General features: G+C 35.3%; 20 protein-coding genes. 7 read left to right on the forward strand and 13 right to left on the reverse strand.

The genetic code is table 11. The features are described 5' to 3' along the window. Together F1560_RS07245 and F1560_RS07255 are read left to right on the forward strand one after the other, a co-directional pair. A partial coding sequence (locus F1560_RS07245; protein ID WP_246811916.1) for a 5-formyltetrahydrofolate cyclo-ligase occupies positions 1 to 556 on the forward strand: 556 nt, incomplete at its 5' end. A 422-nt stretch (positions 557 to 978) separates the two neighbouring features. Beyond that, positions 979 to 2,526, forward strand: a complete 1,548-nt coding sequence (locus F1560_RS07255; RefSeq protein ID WP_149473969.1) for a rhomboid family intramembrane serine protease — start codon at positions 979 to 981, stop codon at positions 2,524 to 2,526. A 39-nt stretch (positions 2,527 to 2,565) separates the two neighbouring features. Here the strand turns inward: F1560_RS07255 and F1560_RS07260 are convergent, their stop codons facing one another. Further along, positions 2,566 to 3,417 (reverse strand): hypothetical protein, encoded by an 852-nt coding sequence (locus F1560_RS07260; protein WP_149473970.1) that lies wholly within the window; start codon positions 3,415 to 3,417, stop codon positions 2,566 to 2,568. Between the two features lie 202 nt (positions 3,418 to 3,619). On the opposite strand from F1560_RS07260, the gene F1560_RS07265 reads away from it, so the two are divergent. The 3 genes from F1560_RS07265 (at position 3,620) to F1560_RS07275 (ending at position 7,138) form a co-directional block, all read left to right on the forward strand. Then, positions 3,620 to 3,826 carry a YqgQ family protein gene (locus F1560_RS07265; protein ID WP_149473971.1) on the forward strand — a complete coding sequence of 69 codons (207 nt, stop codon included), beginning with the start codon at positions 3,620 to 3,622 and terminating at the stop codon, positions 3,824 to 3,826. A 3-nt stretch (positions 3,827 to 3,829) separates the two neighbouring features. Then, on the forward strand, positions 3,830 to 4,801 hold the full coding sequence (locus tag F1560_RS07270) for an ROK family glucokinase (protein ID WP_149473972.1): 972 nt from the start codon (positions 3,830 to 3,832) through the stop codon (positions 4,799 to 4,801). Positions 4,802 to 5,203: 402 nt separating this feature from the next. After that, positions 5,204 to 7,138: an LTA synthase family protein gene (locus tag F1560_RS07275; protein ID WP_149473973.1), complete on the forward strand. Its 1,935-nt coding sequence runs from the start codon at positions 5,204 to 5,206 to the stop codon at positions 7,136 to 7,138. A gap of 201 nt (positions 7,139 to 7,339) precedes the next feature. Here F1560_RS07275 and F1560_RS07280 read toward each other — a convergent pair whose 3' ends face one another. Next, positions 7,340 to 7,513 carry a DUF2759 family protein gene (locus F1560_RS07280; RefSeq protein WP_149473974.1) on the reverse strand — a complete coding sequence of 58 codons (174 nt, stop codon included), beginning with the start codon at positions 7,511 to 7,513 and terminating at the stop codon, positions 7,340 to 7,342. Positions 7,514 to 7,722: 209 nt separating this feature from the next. Here F1560_RS07280 and F1560_RS07285 point away from each other — a divergent pair, with 209 nt between their 5' ends. Then, complete coding sequence (locus tag F1560_RS07285) at positions 7,723 to 8,505, forward strand: MBL fold metallo-hydrolase (RefSeq protein ID WP_338112807.1); 783 nt, start codon at positions 7,723 to 7,725, stop codon at positions 8,503 to 8,505. Between the two features lie 77 nt (positions 8,506 to 8,582). Here F1560_RS07285 and F1560_RS07290 read toward each other — a convergent pair whose 3' ends face one another. The 9 genes from F1560_RS07290 to comGA all read right to left on the reverse strand — a co-directional run bounded on the left by F1560_RS07290 (position 8,583) and on the right by comGA (position 13,535). Continuing rightward, positions 8,583 to 8,825, reverse strand: coding sequence for a DUF2626 domain-containing protein (locus F1560_RS07290; protein WP_149473975.1), 243 nt, complete (start codon positions 8,823 to 8,825; stop codon positions 8,583 to 8,585). A 74-nt stretch (positions 8,826 to 8,899) separates the two neighbouring features. Beyond that, complete coding sequence (locus tag F1560_RS07295) at positions 8,900 to 9,598, reverse strand: helix-turn-helix transcriptional regulator (protein WP_149473976.1); 699 nt, start codon at positions 9,596 to 9,598, stop codon at positions 8,900 to 8,902. A 92-nt stretch (positions 9,599 to 9,690) separates the two neighbouring features. After that, positions 9,691 to 10,062: a hypothetical protein gene (locus tag F1560_RS07300; protein ID WP_149473977.1), complete on the reverse strand. Its 372-nt coding sequence runs from the start codon at positions 10,060 to 10,062 to the stop codon at positions 9,691 to 9,693. Then, positions 10,037 to 10,486 (reverse strand): competence type IV pilus minor pilin ComGF, encoded by a 450-nt coding sequence (comGF, locus tag F1560_RS07305; protein WP_149473978.1) that lies wholly within the window; start codon positions 10,484 to 10,486, stop codon positions 10,037 to 10,039. The genes F1560_RS07300 and comGF overlap by 26 nt, the downstream gene beginning before the upstream one ends. Beyond that, the gene (locus tag F1560_RS07310; protein WP_187773656.1) at positions 10,434 to 10,778 is read right to left on the reverse strand and encodes a type II secretion system protein; all 345 of its coding nucleotides are present in this window, start codon (positions 10,776 to 10,778) and stop codon (positions 10,434 to 10,436) included. Before F1560_RS07310 ends, comGF begins: the two co-directional genes overlap by 53 nt. Next, a complete protein-coding gene (comGD, locus tag F1560_RS07315) occupies positions 10,765 to 11,202 on the reverse strand; it encodes a competence type IV pilus minor pilin ComGD (protein ID WP_187773657.1) in 438 nt (145 codons plus the stop codon). Before comGD ends, F1560_RS07310 begins: the two co-directional genes overlap by 14 nt. Beyond that, a complete protein-coding gene (gene comGC / locus F1560_RS07320) occupies positions 11,186 to 11,497 on the reverse strand; it encodes a competence type IV pilus major pilin ComGC (protein WP_149473981.1) in 312 nt (103 codons plus the stop codon). The genes comGD and comGC overlap by 17 nt, the downstream gene beginning before the upstream one ends. 15 nt (positions 11,498 to 11,512) lie before the next feature. After that, positions 11,513 to 12,562 carry a competence type IV pilus assembly protein ComGB gene (gene comGB / locus F1560_RS07325; RefSeq protein ID WP_149473982.1) on the reverse strand — a complete coding sequence of 350 codons (1,050 nt, stop codon included), beginning with the start codon at positions 12,560 to 12,562 and terminating at the stop codon, positions 11,513 to 11,515. Further along, on the reverse strand, positions 12,528 to 13,535 hold the full coding sequence (gene comGA / locus F1560_RS07330; RefSeq protein ID WP_149473983.1) for a competence type IV pilus ATPase ComGA: 1,008 nt from the start codon (positions 13,533 to 13,535) through the stop codon (positions 12,528 to 12,530). The genes comGB and comGA overlap by 35 nt, the downstream gene beginning before the upstream one ends. A gap of 142 nt (positions 13,536 to 13,677) precedes the next feature. Between comGA and F1560_RS07335 the strand changes: the two genes are divergently transcribed. Then, positions 13,678 to 13,863 (forward strand): YqzE family protein, encoded by a 186-nt coding sequence (locus tag F1560_RS07335; protein WP_149473984.1) that lies wholly within the window; start codon positions 13,678 to 13,680, stop codon positions 13,861 to 13,863. A gap of 23 nt (positions 13,864 to 13,886) precedes the next feature. Here the strand turns inward: F1560_RS07335 and F1560_RS07340 are convergent, their stop codons facing one another. Continuing rightward, positions 13,887 to 14,666 carry a YqhG family protein gene (locus F1560_RS07340; RefSeq protein WP_149473985.1) on the reverse strand — a complete coding sequence of 260 codons (780 nt, stop codon included), beginning with the start codon at positions 14,664 to 14,666 and terminating at the stop codon, positions 13,887 to 13,889. Beyond that, positions 14,653 to 16,320, reverse strand: coding sequence for a DEAD/DEAH box helicase (locus tag F1560_RS07345; RefSeq protein WP_149473986.1), 1,668 nt, complete (start codon positions 16,318 to 16,320; stop codon positions 14,653 to 14,655). Before F1560_RS07345 ends, F1560_RS07340 begins: the two co-directional genes overlap by 14 nt. Positions 16,321 to 16,434 lie beyond the last annotated feature (114 nt).

A 16,434-nucleotide genomic window follows, 5' to 3' on the forward strand; every position in this document is an offset into this window, starting at 1 on the left:
CAAAACGAAGTTAAGGAAGGAAACAATCAATCGTTTAAAAAACTTACCGATTGATGAAAAGAAGCAAATTGAAATGGAAATAATGGAAAGACTGCTATCTTCAGAACTATGGACGAACGCAGAGACAATTGGTATAACAATGGCTCAGAATTTTGAGTGGGCAACTGAGCCTATTATAGAAGCGGGTTGGAAGCAAAAAAAGAGAATGGTTGTACCAAAGTGTATACCTGCCGATAAGCAACTTGATTTTTATGAAATAAGCTCTTTTGATCAGCTTGAAGCTGTATATTTTAATTTGCTTGAGCCAAAGCCGGATCAAAGTAGGTTCGTTCAAAAAAAAGGTATTGACCTTTTAATAGTCCCAGGAATATTATTTGATAGAAGCGGTTACCGAATCGGCTTTGGCGGTGGTTATTATGATCGATTTTTAGTCGATTTTAATCAAAAAACTGCTTCCTTATGTAGCGGTGATCAGCTAGTAGACCAGATCCCAAAAGAAAAATATGATCTACCAGTCCAATATGTTATAACGAACAAGGAAATCATACATGCCTAAGAATCATGATGTATGTATAATATAACTGGTTAGGAAAACAACTATGAATACCATTTAAAAAGTAGGTGGATTCATTGCGAACAGGAATAGCTTTACTTATACTGTTAATTACAACGATGTTTTTCTATCGATCGCGCTACAAAATCATGAATGCTTTATTAAGGATCGGGTTCTTTAGAAAAAAAGCGGTGGTATTGTCTATGAAGATTCCAAGTTTACGATCGAAAATGTTACAGGATGTATTTTCAGTTCCAAATATGTGAAGTAACAGAAGAGAGGCGGCGTAAATGCAGCTTCTTTTTTATTGAAAACTTCAATATAGTATAGAGATAACCTAACTGTCAGTCGGTCCATCTTTGTATGTCATGGTTCTGTAAAAATGGTTGGTCTTCTGATATGATTAGGAAGGGGAAGGTGAATATATGTATCTTGATGACCAATATAAGCTTTATCATACGGCATACGAGCTCGTATCCAAACATCAATTTGATATTCTGCATATCGACCATAATGCAAGTGAAATATGGCTCAAAAAATATGGAAATAAAAGATCTCAAGTAGTCCGCCTTATACAAAAAGGCTTTGACTGGAAAAATCATTTGAAGCACGATGTTGCACTCGTGTTCCAAAAAGTAAAGGCGATGAAAAAGCTATTAGCTAGTAAACATATTGAAATACACAATGTGTACATATCTTCTCATGTTCCAGTAGATGACTGGGAAGGCTTAAAGAAACCAATGCAGTTAAAAGAGAAGAATCCATTAAAAATGAAATTGTATTATTTAGATGATGAAGGATATCGTGGAGAGCTGGAAAGGCTTCAAGCTGATTTAGCTGTTCAGCTTATGACGATTCCAGATGATGTTGATGAACAGCAAAAAGAGCAAGACGTACAAAATTATAAGGTGTACTTAACAGAAGCGCTTGAGAATAAGCATAAGGAAGTTGAAAATGTCTTTTCATTTGGTAAGCCATATTTTACATATTTATTAATTGCTATTAATGTTTTTTTATTTATTTTGCTTGAAAGGAATGGAGGCAGCACTTCCATTGACACCCTTATTGACATGGGTGCTAAGTATAACCCCAGTATTATCGAAGGGGAGTGGTGGCGAATTGTTAGTTCCATGTTCCTCCATATTGGCTTCCTTCATCTATTAATGAACATGCTCGCAGTTTATTATTTAGGAACAGCAATTGAACGAATCTTTGGCAGAATGCGATTCCTATTTATATATTTCTTAGCCGGAATCGGTGGTGGCTTGGCAAGCTTTGCATTTACAACAAATGTGTCTGCTGGTGCCTCTGGAGCAATTTTTGGATTGTTTGGAGCGCTGCTATTCTTTGGTATTATTTATAAGCGGATTTTCTTCCAAACGATGGGAACGAATATTCTAATTATACTTCTCATTAATATCGTTTTAGGGTTTTCCATTGAACAGATTGACATGGGAGCACATATTGGTGGGCTTCTAGCAGGGTTTCTAGCATCAGCAATGATACATCTTCCTAAAAAGAAAAATATAAAGACACAATGTATTGGTTTTATTGCTTACGCTATTCTGATAGTAGGTCTTGTCATTTTTGGATTAAATAGCAATATGAATAACCAGTCCTATTATTTAATACAAATAGAGCAATTATTATTGGATAATCAATTTGAAGAAGTTGTTCCTGTAGCAACGGACGCGTTAGAGATTGATGGTGATATGCAAGGTTTGATTTTATTCCAGCGATCATATGCATATATTGAATTAAATGAACTGGAATTAGCAATCGAGGATTTAGAGCAGAGTATATTACATGAACCTGTACTACCTGAAGCCTTTTATAATTTAGCGTTATTGTATGACAGTAGCGGTCAGCTCGAAAAGGCTAAAGAAATGATAACGAAAGCATATGAGTTAAACCCAAATGAAGCGTCATTTATAAATACTTATAAAAAAATCACAGGAGAATCACCCGAATAAAAGCGCCAATTAAGGCGCTTTTTTTAACGAACGGAATGCTTACGGGATACGTTGGATTAGTTGTTCTCGTTCTCCATTTAATTCGAATAAAACGTATAAATGTGTATTCTGTTTATCAATTAAAATAAGTGGAATGTAGCTTTCTAGCTGATTCTCAGAAGATTCAGTGGCAGGGATAATATAATTTTTGTACAAGCCTTCCCAGAGCCTGCCTATTAATTCGTTTGTTTCTTGCTGAGACATATTTGGTAGTGGTTTATTGTTGTATTTATACAAGTCCACAAGTGGGATTGCTAGATAATTTTCTGGGTCGATTTGAAAATATTGAATTAATAAATGCCATTGAAAGAGTAATTGCTGTTTTGAAGAACGATCGAGCAATTCTTTCCACTCGGATTCAAATGTTGTAACGGGTTGTTTGAAAGCTTTAATGGGTGTAGCAGGAGAATCAATGACATATAATTCATCATATGTCATTGCCTGTACACTTTTTATCACTTCACCGCCAGAATGATTCTCACCATGATGAAAAGAAATACTTTGGAAATGGCTTGAGTCCTCACTTGTAACGGTTTCATCAATCTGGATTCGGTCTGTATTTTGAACCCACTTACTACGTACACCACGAAGTATACCATTATCAAACAGCAGTGATACATCCTGTCTAAGATACATACTTTTATCACTGGACGAATTTATATTCCATCCAATATCATAGGAGTCCGCTCCGGTTACAGCCTGTAACGTTAACGAAGTATTCGCTTCTTGGATGGAGCTTTGTTCATCTAGAGGGAAAAAACGAACTGTAGGAAGTGTATTTGACCTCAGTACTAATATACTTCCTATAGATAATAGTGCCACAAAAATTAGTAATGATTTCCATTTTATCATTATTTGTCATTCCTTTTGTACATGACTTGTCTTTAAAAAATATGAATATATAAGGATATTTATGTTTAGGAATCCATAATTATAGGATTGGAAACAATCCAACGAATTAATGTTAAGTTGTTACGAAAGTATAAATTACATTTTATGGGTATATAATTCCTCAAATTTCATTTCTTTGGTATAATGATAAATGGTGGTTCAAATGAAAACTGTTTATGACATACAACAATTATTAAAACGTTATGGTACATTCATCTATACTGGTGATCGGTTAGGCGATCTTGAATTAATGGAAATGGAATTGGATGAATTATATCAGCTGAAATTCGTGCAAATGAAGGATTATCAACAAGCAAAAATGTTACTAAAAAAAGAAAAACGGCTCATTATGGACAAAAGGGGCGAGTAAGTCATGGAAAAATTACTATTGGGGATAGATATTGGTGGAACATCTGTAAAAATTGGTATTATCAATCAACAGGGTGAGATCCAAGAGAAGTGGGAAGTTCCGACGAACAAATTAAATGCTGGTGTTACCATAGTCGATGAGATTTGGGCTTCTATTGAGAGCAAGTTAAGCATATTACATCTAAGTATAAGCTCATTTTTAGGGGTTGGTGTTGGAGCTCCAGGATTTATTGATATGGATTCAGGAGTTGTAAGTGTAGCGGTGAATATTGGGTGGAAAGACTTCCCATTAGCGGATCAATTAAAAGAAAAATCTGGTTTGCCTGTGTTTGTTGCCAATGATGCTAATATTGCCGTCTTAGGTGAAAATTGGACAGGTGCTGGCGATCAAGCGAAGAATTTAATCGCACTAACACTTGGCACTGGAGTAGGTGGAGGTATTATCGTTAATGGCTCCATACTTAATGGAACAAATGGAATGGCTGGAGAGCTTGGTCATCTAAGCATCGAAAAAGAAGGCTATCCATGTAATTGTGGCAATAATGGATGCCTAGAAACAATAGCATCAGCAACAGGAATTGTACGTCAGGCTATGGATAAAATAATGAGCCACCCTGATAGTAAACTTGCAGAAATTTATAAAAAAAATCAAGCGATTACAGCAAAGGACGTCTTTGATTTGGCCAAGGTGGGAGATGTGATTGCAGAGCTCATTGTAAAAAGGACTGCAGATGTACTTGGTCAAGTAATTGCCGATCTTGGAGTTGTTGTCAATCCTTCTAACGTCTTGATTGGTGGCGGTGTTTCTAAAGCTGGAGACCTGCTCGTTGATGAGATTCGGACAGCTTTTAAAAAATATGCTTTACCACGAGTAGCGGATGCTTGTGAAATTAAAGTCGCGCAACTTGGAAATGATGCGGGTATAATAGGTGGAGCGTATTTAGTATTGCAACAGATGAATAACGACAATAGTTAGACTTGATTTTTTTGTGATTTCTATTAGAATAGTAAGCTACCAAATATAAATTAATTGTAAAATAGTTGAAACCTTTTATAGGACATACACGTCTTATATAGTACCAACTTTGTAAACAAATGTTTACTGTTCCATCATAAAGGGAAAAAGGGTGCAAGTGATGTAGTGATGTTTCACCTTTTAAGCTAGACGAGAAAAGATATTTTTAAAAGGAGAAACATTAAAAAACAATTGAACAGGTTCTTATACTTTGCAAGTGCTAGATTAGAAAAAAAGGAAATGGAAACAATTTTTTCTGTAGCTATGTTACACATACTTAATTGAATGGTTACAGAACAGCAAAAACATTCCTTCGTTATAGCATACAATAGGAATGAGTTTTACTTTTTAGGAGGAAGCAAGATGAAGTTTAAACGACCCACAATCCCCTTATATATAATCGCAGCATTATTATTTGGGCTAAAAACATACTTTGTATATCGATTTATGTTTGACATTGAATTGGACAATTCAATGCAGGAGTTAATATTATTTATTAACCCGTTTGTATCAGCATTTCTTATTTTCGCGATTAGCGTATGGTTTAATAAGCGTTCTCGTCAAATGAAATTTATAAGGTATACAGCCTTGATAGGTTCATTTGTCGTTTTTGCAAATCTTGTATTCTATCGCCAATTTACCGATTTTATTACAATTCCACAATTATTCATGGGAAGTAATATGGCAGACTTAGGTTCAAGTATTCTAACCTTAATCATGCCTTATGATATTCTGTTTTTTGCTGATGCAGTTCTTATTTGGTATTTAAGTAAAAAACAAGAAACGAAATTATCGGTAGCTTATCCGAAAAGCGGAAAAGTGTTTGCATTAGCAATGTCTTTAGCGCTGCTAGCGGGTAACTTTTTCTTGGCGGAAATGGAAAGACCACAGCTATTTACACGTGCTTTTGATCGTGAATATTTAGTGAAGAATATTGGATTGTTCAACTACCATGTTTACGACCTTGTTGTTCATTCAAAAACAGAATCACAGCGTGTTTTTGCAGATGGTAATGAGATTCCAGAAATTCAGGAATACATTAATGAGCATGTAAAGGTAACTGGGAAATCAAATATGTTTGGAGCTGCAGAAGGCAAGAATGTGATCTTTATTAATGCCGAATCATTACAACAATTCGTTATTAATAATGAGGTAAATGGGGAAGAGGTAACACCATTCTTAAATAGCTTGACAGAAGATGAGGATACGTATTACTTCGAGAACTTTTACGAACAAACAGGTCAGGGAAACACTTCTGATTCTGAGTTCTTAGTCGAAAATTCACTTTACCCATTATCTAGAGGTGCAGTATTTTTCACACATGGTGGAAATGAATATCATGCCTTACCAGAGATAATTAAGGAGGAAGGCTATACATCTTCCGTTCTTCATGCAAATAACAAAAGCTTTTGGAACCGAGATGGAATGTATGATAGTTTGGAAATCGATCATTTTTATGATGAGGTAGCCTATGAAATTACGAATGAAAACTCAGTCGGTTGGGGTTTAAAGGATAAGCCATTCTTTGAACAGTCCATTAAATATTTACAATCAATGGAACAACCTTTCTATACGAAATTTATTACGCTAACGAATCACTTTCCATTTGAGCTAGACGAAGAAGATAAGTCAATTGATCCCTACGATTCAAATTCAAACACACTGAATAACTATTTCCCAACTGTAAGGTATATGGATGAGGCTTTGGAAGACTTCTTCGAACAGCTGAAAGATGCTGGAATTTATGAAGATTCCATCATCATTATCATGGGAGACCATATCGGAATTAGTGCGAATCATAATCGTGCCATGAGTATGTACCTTGATCAAGATGAAATAACACCTTATGATCAAGTGCAATTGCTACGTGTACCAATGTTTATTCATATCCCTGGCGATGGAAATGGGAAGGTAATGTCTGAAGTTACTGGTCAAATCGATATGAAACCTACGATTCTTAGTCTGTTGGGTATTGAGGCAGAAGATGATCTTTACTTCGGAAACGACGTATTCTCTGATAAAAGAAAAGGATATATTGCATTAAGAAATGGAGATTTCATCAGTGATGATTATGTTTCTACCTACGGTATTTGCTATGATCGTGAAACTGGTGAACCGGTAGAAGAAGACAGTGAAGAATTGGATACGAATGCGGAAGAAGGGACTCAAACAGGTCCTGTAAATGCATGTAGTCCAATAACTGAAAAAGTTGAAACAGAGTTATCTTATTCTGATAACCTAATTTATGGTGACTTGTTCCGTTTTATTGATTTCGGCGATAAGGAAACTGTAAAGTAACTAAAAGTTTATAGCCGTCTATAGTAGTCATACTGTAGTCGGCTATTTTTTTGCTTTGATATATAGAAAGTGGGTTTTCGCATTTATATCTTGGAGGAAATATTTAAGCGACAAAATCTTAGGTTCATAATTTTTTTTATACAACTAAAAAAGTTAACTCCGAAAAGTTAACTTTTTGCTTCTAATGATCGTTTGATTAAATTACCCAGCGATTTCTGATATAATTGTTGCAATGGAGAAGAACCCAAATGCTAATGCTGTCAAAGCTGAAAATGCTAAAGCAAATAGATTTTTATACTTTAGTTGACGAATAACTGATACTACAGCAAGTAATGCGACGAATAATAATACGATTGCTAAAATAAGATGTCCCACAACTATTATCCTCCTTTGAAGCGTTCTTGTTCCTAATGTTAAAAAATTGAATTAGGAATTGTTTTTATATTATTATGTAACTAAGACCGTATAATATTTATTCTAAAACATTAAATTGTTTTTGTCGAGTAATTGTAAAACGTTTTCTCACGCATTAACGGGCTGTAATACCCTCAGCTCTAAATGTGAGGGGACCAAAACGCGTGAAGATGGGGGTAAACAGCCCACAAATTACTGATGCTGTTCAAGCGCATTTAGGTTATACCCTTGCGGTACTAACATTTAGTGGAGCAGAAGGGAAGCTCCCACTAAATGAAGTTTCACTTTATAAAGTGAATACATATACAATTGAATTGGAGGTTTTTTTAATGCAGATAAAGGGAATGCCATTAGGTCCTATTGGAACAAATTGCTATATTGTTTATGATAATGGGAATGCATTGCTAATCGATCCAGGTGCAGAGGCTGATAAAATTAAAGCGTTTTTAGAACGAGAGGGACTACAGGTTCAAGCAATCTTATTGACACATGCTCATTTTGATCATATTGCTGCACTAGATGATATACGAGAGGTTGTAGATGCAGACGTTTATATACACGAGAATGAGCTTTCTTGGTTGTCAGATCCGCAAATGAATGGATCTTATAAGCTATTAGGAAATGAAATCGTAATGAAGCCAGCTGAATCCACTTTGAAAATGGGGCCCATGCAAATAGGAGATTTTACGTTTGAAGTTATTCATACGCCTGGTCATTCACCTGGTAGTGTCAGTTTTCTATTTGATCAACATGAATTTATTATTAGTGGTGATGTTTTGTTCTACCACGGGATTGGTAGAACAGATCTTCCAGGTGGAAGTATGAAAGAGATTGAAGCTACTATCCAACATAAATTATATCGATTGAAGGAATCTTTCACGGTTTATCCTGGGCATGGACCACAAACGACAATTGGTGAAGAGAAGCAGAATAATCCCTTTGTTCGTGCATGAAAGTATAACCGGTTATAGTTAAGTTCAAGACGGAAAAACCCCTGCATCTCATTAGAATGCAGGGGTTTTCAGCTTTTTTAATGTCCGAAGCCAGGCACAAGAATAAACTCGGAATACCACGTAAAGCCAATCATGAAAATGGTACAATACGCTCCAAATAAATACATGTACATGCGTTCAGATAACTTTAAATAACTTACTGTAAGGAAAAATGCCGTTTGAGCCAGGAATAGTAGCGCAGTATTCGTCATATCACCGATATAAAACATTACTGTAAAAATACCTGTCCAAAAGGCAAGAACACGAAACATTCGATCCATGTCTTCCCCCTCCTTTTAGGTAGCCTTTTCATTGTTATTATATATGAGGAATTGCGTATTGTAAACGAATGTCATTAAACAATTGAAAGATCAGCTAGATAACTGCAATTTCCACAATTGTTCGTAAACATATTTTCCTCAAACTTAAGACTTGATCCTTCAAATAATACATCAAACATACCTTTTAAGAATAAATAGTGCATATGACAAACAACCGCTTGGTTTTTCATAACTATTTCCTTAAAAGGACAGTTATTCACAAGAAGACGTACATTGTTATTTGCTTCATCATAAGTAAAGGAGGGGTAAAGTCCCAATACTTCCGTTGCTCCCTCAAGAATGCGAAGCTTTTCCTTTGTAGAAAGATTATTATAATTTAATAGTTGAAGATCCTCTATATATTGATGACCATGTTTTTTACCTATTGTATAGAGCGCTTGTTCACCAACTTCTCCAAGCTCCATCAATGCTTCTAACGCAATGGAAGATAGGGTCTTATAATCCCTTGACGGGAAGCTTAATTCAATTACCTCTTCTGATAGCCGGTACATTTTACTTGGTCTTCCGCCTTTTCCGGTTCTCTTAAAATGAGTTGTAACAAGCTTTATCTCTTCAAGTTTCGATAAATGCAGTCTTGCTACATTAGAATGAATGTCAAAATGATTAGCTATTTCAAGCACACTTACGTCTTTATGGCTTTTAAGAATATATTGATAAATATGGTACCTTGTTGGGTCACTTAGTACATTTGTAACTTTGAGTGTATTGTCCACATAAATCACCTCGGTAGCTTTAATACCTTTATTATAGTATTAAAAATGCTTAATTAGTGATAAAAACAGAGTTTGTTAAAAAATGTACAAACTTAATCTTCTTTTATAAGTGTTTTAGTGAACGTATAAATCGTATCATAATCGTTTGTTGTAATATTAAAAGTTAATTCATACATTGTATTTTCTATTGAAATGATAGTAATGCTCACGTGACCATTAGGAAACTGATAGCTAACTGTAGGAGGATGATATTTATCTATTATTTCCGATTTTACTTTTTCATATCCCATTTGAAAGAGGGTCTCTATTTTTATTTGTTGAATGTGTCTATCAGTAAGTTCAATATCATGCCGGTAACTATAAACAGTAGTCATCATAATCATACAAATCAATGCCGTTATAAAAAGTACATATGGAAGTATTACTCCATGTTCATTCCTAATATTTGGCGAACTTTTTCTCATATTTCTCCCCCGAAGTGGTAATCACTGTAACTTGAACCCCGTAGGGCAGGGGAGTGAAGGTAATACCTTCAACATCCCTTAAATAGATTTCATGTCCTTTTCCGTTGACTTGCCTCCTAATAAGTGACCCATACAATTCAAGTGACGCTGTAATTTGTTCGTGCGGTTTTATTAAATACAGTTTTCCAGTTGTTACTTGTATATTCGTTGCGTCAATAATGTCATCTCGAACGAACTGAAAAAATTGCTGAACTGAAATTTCACTGTAATTTGATTTTGAATTCACACTTTGAATCATGTACCCTAATAGAGGTAAGCTGATGGAAAGAATGGTAATCATCAATAAAACCGTTACAAACGTGAATCCTTTTTCAGGATGCTGGTAATCCGTAAATGCAAAGCTGTTCATTGGTATTTTTCGCATTATTCCATTCCACACATCCTTTAATAAATTCGTCTTCAAGCAGGAATTCAAATTGAACTTCCATACTAGAATCAATTGTTTGTGTAAATGTTACAGGAAGTTTCATATCCGAATTCCAAATAAATTCCTGCAATTCGTCATGGAGTAAGTAAGCTAGTTTTCGGCGATCACTTAATACTTTCTGTTCTGTATCAAGTGTAGAAATGATTGGCATAAATGTAGCAATCGTTGTAAACACAATACTTGAAGCAATTAATACCTCTATTAATGAAAATCCATTACGATTCTGCAATATAAAACCTACCTTTCCCAAACTGAAAGACGATACGATATTCGGTATAAGTGGTCGTTATATGAATCGTTCGTGGATATAAAAACGTACCTTTCCCATTAAAACGAATATCGCTATTTTGTCTATAGTCAACTGCCCATCCAGTAGGATAAACGCGCTCCAAAATTATTTTACTGTCCTGAAAGACTTTATAATTATCTTTATAGAAACGGATAAAAATATCCTCACCTGCAGTCAAATAGGACATGTTTTGTACGTATAGTACATCGATTTCAAGTGTTTCCAAGAACTGTTTGTCCTTTTTCTTTTCAAAAAATTCTAATTGAAAGGGTGGGAAAATCACGATAATAATTGAAAAGATAGCAAGAACAAAGAGGACTTCCAGCATTGTAAAACCATTGTTGGTCTTAAGGCGCTGATACAATACCTTTATTTCCATTTACAGAGTAGTTTAGTGCTTCTTCATTAGGACAGCTAAGTTGATCTTCGTTTAGGTAAATAGGTACTAACACACCTAAATTACTTGGATACGAATTATTCTCCATATAATAAACATCTACTTGACCTTGAACAATTGATACAAGAGCGTCACAACCTTTGCTGTGAACCTCACTGCTCCGATCCCCGAGATTGGGAACAATAAGAATAATTAACACAGAGATAATCAATAGAACGATTAGCATTTCGATCAACGTAAAACCACGACTATTATGAAACATAGAAAAACACTCCTTTTAGATTGTTTTAATTAACTGAAACATTGGCCACATCAACGTTATATAGATAAAAATGATGAATCCTGCCAAAATCGTAAAAAATATAGGTTGGACCAACGTGATGATTTTCATAATTTTTCTCTGAATTTCCTCCATTAGTAGCTCTGCATACATACTTAAGTCTTTTTCTAGTGCTTGCGCATCTGCATTTTTACTGAATATATTTGTCAGTTGTCCTTCGAGAAAAGAAAAAACGGTTAGTAAACTGGCGATGTGGACACCTCTTGATAATTCTGAAGTCATTTGTTGTGCATAGTAGGAAATAATAGGTAATTTTTTCTGTTGTGTCATTTGGTCCAGTATTTCTTTGAAAGACATTCCTGTTTTAAGTAGAGAGCTGAAATGTGTAGCGAAGTAAAAAGATGTCTGCAACTTTAAAAAGCTGCGGTAAAGTGGGATCGCACGATATATCTTTAATTGCTTTTCGATTGGCAAATTATCCTTTGTCAGAAACCAAACCAGAAGTATGACTCCGAGAACAATGAATAGAACAGCAGTAATGGTGCTGAGCATTTCAATTAAAATAATGGAAAGGTGGACGGTCGATGAAGCAGACATACTTGTTTGGAAAATATCTTGAAAGGAAGGGAGGACACTTTGTTTGATAAAGTATAGAAGCAAAGCGAAGATAAACAATAATATGAGCGGGTATCTAGCTGCTTGTTGAAATTTTGTCGTATTTTTTATTCGATATTCATACATAGCTACACACTTCTTGATGCTTCCTTCAAGGTCTCCATTTCCTTTTACAAAATAAAGATAAGCAGTAATCATTGGATGGAAATTTGCTTGATCAAATGCTTTGTCAATAGACATACCGTCTTCAAGAGACTTCAAAATGGTGGTGGCAGGTTGTACTAATTCCTTATTCCATTGGATCGTTTCAATCGCATCCAGCAACTGATAGCCATTGGTTAATAAACGATGTAATAATCGGAGAAATCGAAGTTGAACGGCGCTGCCTAGCGTTTTCCTACGAATGATAAACCTTTTTAGATATGAAACCATATGCAAAAGCCTTCTTTCTTAAATACTCAAATGAATGAAATGTATCAAGTTCTGTTAACGGTTTCCCTTCAATGGTATTTTCTAATAATGTACCTTCGAGTAGTTCAAGAATTGCTGCTCTTCTAGTGAATTCACCTTTCATCTGCAATGGAAGTAATTGAAGTGCGGCAACTGCAATAAGCGATTGTTTCATATCACTTCGTTTGATCCCCATGTCGACTAAGCGATGAATCGTTCCCATAGCATTTTTTGCATGTAATGTACTTAGAACCAGGTGTCCTGTTAGTGATGCTTCAAATGCAAATTTAGCCGTATGTTTATCACGGATTTCACCTACCATAATAATATCTGGGTCATGACGTAACGCTGCTTTTAAGCCTGTCTGATACGTAATACCTGCTTTTTCATTTACTTGTACTTGTAAAATATTATCCATGTTTTTTTCAATGGGGTCTTCTAAGGTTATTGTTTGATACGATTTTTCCTTTAAGATGGATTCCAGCAAGGCGTATAATGCTGTGGTCTTGCCGCTTCCAGTTGGCCCGGTTAGGAGGATGATTCCAGCACGATTTGACATCCATTCCTTCATTTTATTTAGTTGGCTTTTAAAAAGAAAAAGTTGTTCAAGTGTACGTTTTGTTTCTTGTGGAAGGATTCGAATTGCCAAACTTTCCGTTTGATGGAGAGGGAGTGTCGATAATCGTAATGAAAATAAATTGGATGTAGTTCTATGTTGGATGGTGCCATTTTGAGGCTTTCTTGATTCACCAATATCCATTCCAGAGATAAATTTGTAGTAGGTGAGTAGTTGTTCATATTGTTTAAGTTTAATTCGGCTATGCTTAACTCGTTTTCCTTGGATACGGAAATAAATGTCCGTGTAGTTGTTAAATGGATAGAAGTGAATGTCTGAAGCGTCCTCCTTGATCGAGGTATTGAGCAGGTTGTCTGATAATGTTGCAGTAGGATTCAATGGTGTTCACCTCCTTTTACTTTGCAACAATATACTTTATTCGACGCGTTTTGATAAATCCCTTCTTTTTTATAAAAATTTTTGTATATAATTTTTATATTTGCAAATGATAAGCGTAAGACAGGTAATAGGGGTGGCTATGATGTCAGGGAACGATTACTTGAAATTTATGACCGAACAGGTTGTTTCGTATTTAGATTTACCATCAGAGGAAAGAAAGAAGCGAAAAGAAGCGCACAAGCAGCAGGATTCTTTCTATGCAACTCGATGGCTTGGCATGCTTCCATTTACATTAAAAATTATGTTTCAGAAGGAGAATAGCAGATAAATTTACCTGCTATTCTTTATTTTTTATAACGCATCTTGCTGCAAATACACGATACCGCCATTGATTACGTTCATAGCTATGTTCGGTTGATATCGTTTCATTAATGCTTCTTGTTCTTTTTGCATCTGCTCACTTTCTTCGTCTCCTTGGTAAAAATGCTTCAGCGTTTGAATTTCTTCCTCTAACAGCTCTGAAGATTTCTTAGCCCACGTATGTTCTTGCTCTTCAATATAGTTTGACAGAACTGCTTCCATTCGCAAGTAACCGCTTTTTATTTTAATCATTGGAGACAGTGTAAAACAATAATCGGAAATGGTTGTTTGTAATGAAAACTTCGTTAACAGATTCATCATATCTAATTTCATCATCCCGTTGACTAAATGTAAACCGATAGAAATAATTTCATCCTTCTTATGCTGACCTTGATAGCTAATTTTAAAATTAATAACTAACCAAGGATGTAAAGCGGTCTTTTCAGTTACGTCCATCGATTGAAATAGCTTTGTAAATTTTTCTTTTTCTTTTAAATGATTCATAATTTGCTGCAGGCGAGGGCTGCCAAAATGAATCCACTCACCTTGTTCATCCCGTTTTTGTGGATTTGTAATGAGCGTAAGCTGCATTGGATCTCCAGTACGGCCAATTTTTTTAATGTAGTGCCAGTAAAACGGCCGGTTCATTAACTCGCGATCCATCTGTTCATTTAATTGTATTTGTATCACACCGTCATGATTGGAAATAATTTCGCAATCCTTCGCAGAAAAGTAATCCGTTAAAAATTGGTTTAGATTAGTGATTGCCATAAAGTCTCTCCTCTGTTTCCACCATAGGATCATTTTTTGCTCCTTGAATAATGGAAGAAAGATTATTTAGTTTGATTCGTACCTCACCAGCAGAGGTGGATTCGTTATAGATGGACTCCATCTCTGATTCGATACTTGAAATATTCAGCTCAGCTAGAATATCATCTAGGTTTCCAATTACTTTTTCGAATAGGTTTATCTTTTCATATAGAAGCTTCAATATATGCTCTTCAATCGTGTTACGAATAACCAGATTATAGATATGCACATCCTTTTCTTGTCCAAAACGATGAATGCGTCCAATCCGCTGTTCAAGTCGCATTGGATTCCATGGAAGGTCATAATTAATTAGGTGGCTACAAAACTGAAGGTTAATTCCTTCACCACCAGCCTCAGTAGCAATCAAAACCTGTGCATGATCTTTAAACAGTTGTTTCATCCAGTCCTTCTTGCCGCGTTTAAATCCACCACGGAAAGGGACCGATGAAATACCGTGTTGCTGTAAATACCATTGTAAATAATATTGTGTCGCCCGGTACTCTGTAAAGACAATGACTTTCTCATCTCCTATAGATTTTATCAGTTCCACAACTTTTTCAGCTTTTACATGGTGTGGCAGCTCCTCAATTTTGGTAAGTAGCGGCTTTAATACTGCTGCATGATTATCACGCTCACTAATTTTAGATAATGACATGTAACAGGCTTCTCTTGATGAACATATTTCACGCAGGTACGTAATCTTCGAAAATGTCGAGAACGCAATTGGAGTATTAACAAGGTCATCGTATACTTCACGAGCCGTTTCTGGAAAGTCAATCCATAAGGTTTCAATTTTCCGTTTGGATTCGGTAAGCTTTGTTGCTTTTCTTGTATTTCGAATCATCACTTTTTGAATCAATTGTTTTAAATAAGGATCTTGTTCCAATTTACGTCGATCTTTACCATATTTTTCGATAAAGGAATCATAATTCCCTAAATGACCAGGGCGAAGTATTGTAATCAAATTAAAAATCTCAATCAATCGGTTCTGTACAGGTGTAGCCGTTAAAAGCAAGCAATATCTCTTCTTAATCGAACGTACAAATTGATAGTTTTTCGTTTTATGATTTTTTAGTTTATGCGCCTCATCAACTAGAATAAAGTCATACTCCGTATCGATTATTTCTTCTTGGTTTGGAGAACGCTTTGCTGTATCGAGTGAAGAGATGATAATCGGATTATCTTTCCAACTATAATTCTTCCGATGTGCGACAGCTGGGATATAAAATTTTTCATTCAATTCTTTCACCCACTGATTAACAAGGGATGCAGGAACGAGAATAAGCGCATTTTTTACTAATCCGCGAATCATGTATTCTTTTAAAATAAGTCCAGCCTCAATTGTTTTCCCTAATCCAACCTCATCTGCTAATATTGCCCGTCCATGCATCATTTCAATTGCTTGTTCAGCAACTTCGACTTGGTGATCTAAAAAGTCAACATGTGGTAGATAATCAAGTGCACGTAAACCATTAAAGGAAGGTGAGCTTGTTGTTAACTCCGCTTGATATGCCATCGAAAAGAGTTCCCAACCGGAGAAAGGTCCGTCCTTGTTAATGACTGACTCTAAATCATTGATAAAGGCAGAATCTTTTTGTAGTTCAATAGAATCCATATGTTAATCACACATCCCGTTATTAAAATTTGGATTTCACTATAATTTTTCTTTTTGATATGTTATAATTCAAAGTGAAATAGAGTTCCTTAGATACTGATACATAGTATAACC

The organism is Oceanobacillus polygoni (genome assembly GCF_008304605.1).
Classification (GTDB): domain Bacteria; phylum Bacillota; class Bacilli; order Bacillales; family Amphibacillaceae; genus Oceanobacillus; species Oceanobacillus polygoni.

What these genes read in the sequence shown, in the direction of transcription:
- comGC (WP_149473981.1), bottom strand. Translation starts at nt 11,497, where the DNA reads ATGTTTCATAATAGTCGTGGTTTTACGTTGATCGAAATGCTAATCGTT.
- F1560_RS07270 (WP_149473972.1), top strand. Translation starts at nt 3,830, where the DNA reads ATGGAAAAATTACTATTGGGGATAGATATTGGTGGAACATCTGTAAAA.
- F1560_RS07265 (WP_149473971.1), top strand. Translation starts at nt 3,620, where the DNA reads ATGAAAACTGTTTATGACATACAACAATTATTAAAACGTTATGGTACA.
- comGF (WP_149473978.1), bottom strand. Translation starts at nt 10,486, where the DNA reads ATGCGAAAAATACCAATGAACAGCTTTGCATTTACGGATTACCAGCAT.
- F1560_RS07285 (WP_338112807.1), top strand. Translation starts at nt 7,723, where the DNA reads ATGGGGGTAAACAGCCCACAAATTACTGATGCTGTTCAAGCGCATTTA.
- F1560_RS07290 (WP_149473975.1), bottom strand. Translation starts at nt 8,825, where the DNA reads ATGGATCGAATGTTTCGTGTTCTTGCCTTTTGGACAGGTATTTTTACA.
- F1560_RS07275 (WP_149473973.1), top strand. Translation starts at nt 5,204, where the DNA reads ATGAAGTTTAAACGACCCACAATCCCCTTATATATAATCGCAGCATTA.
- F1560_RS07260 (WP_149473970.1), bottom strand. Translation starts at nt 3,417, where the DNA reads ATGATAAAATGGAAATCATTACTAATTTTTGTGGCACTATTATCTATA.
- F1560_RS07335 (WP_149473984.1), top strand. Translation starts at nt 13,678, where the DNA reads ATGTCAGGGAACGATTACTTGAAATTTATGACCGAACAGGTTGTTTCG.
- F1560_RS07300 (WP_149473977.1), bottom strand. Translation starts at nt 10,062, where the DNA reads ATGAGAAAAAGTTCGCCAAATATTAGGAATGAACATGGAGTAATACTT.
- comGB (WP_149473982.1), bottom strand. Translation starts at nt 12,562, where the DNA reads ATGGTTTCATATCTAAAAAGGTTTATCATTCGTAGGAAAACGCTAGGC.
- F1560_RS07340 (WP_149473985.1), bottom strand. Translation starts at nt 14,666, where the DNA reads ATGGCAATCACTAATCTAAACCAATTTTTAACGGATTACTTTTCTGCG.
- F1560_RS07255 (WP_149473969.1), top strand. Translation starts at nt 979, where the DNA reads ATGTATCTTGATGACCAATATAAGCTTTATCATACGGCATACGAGCTC.
- F1560_RS07345 (WP_149473986.1), bottom strand. Translation starts at nt 16,320, where the DNA reads ATGGATTCTATTGAACTACAAAAAGATTCTGCCTTTATCAATGATTTA.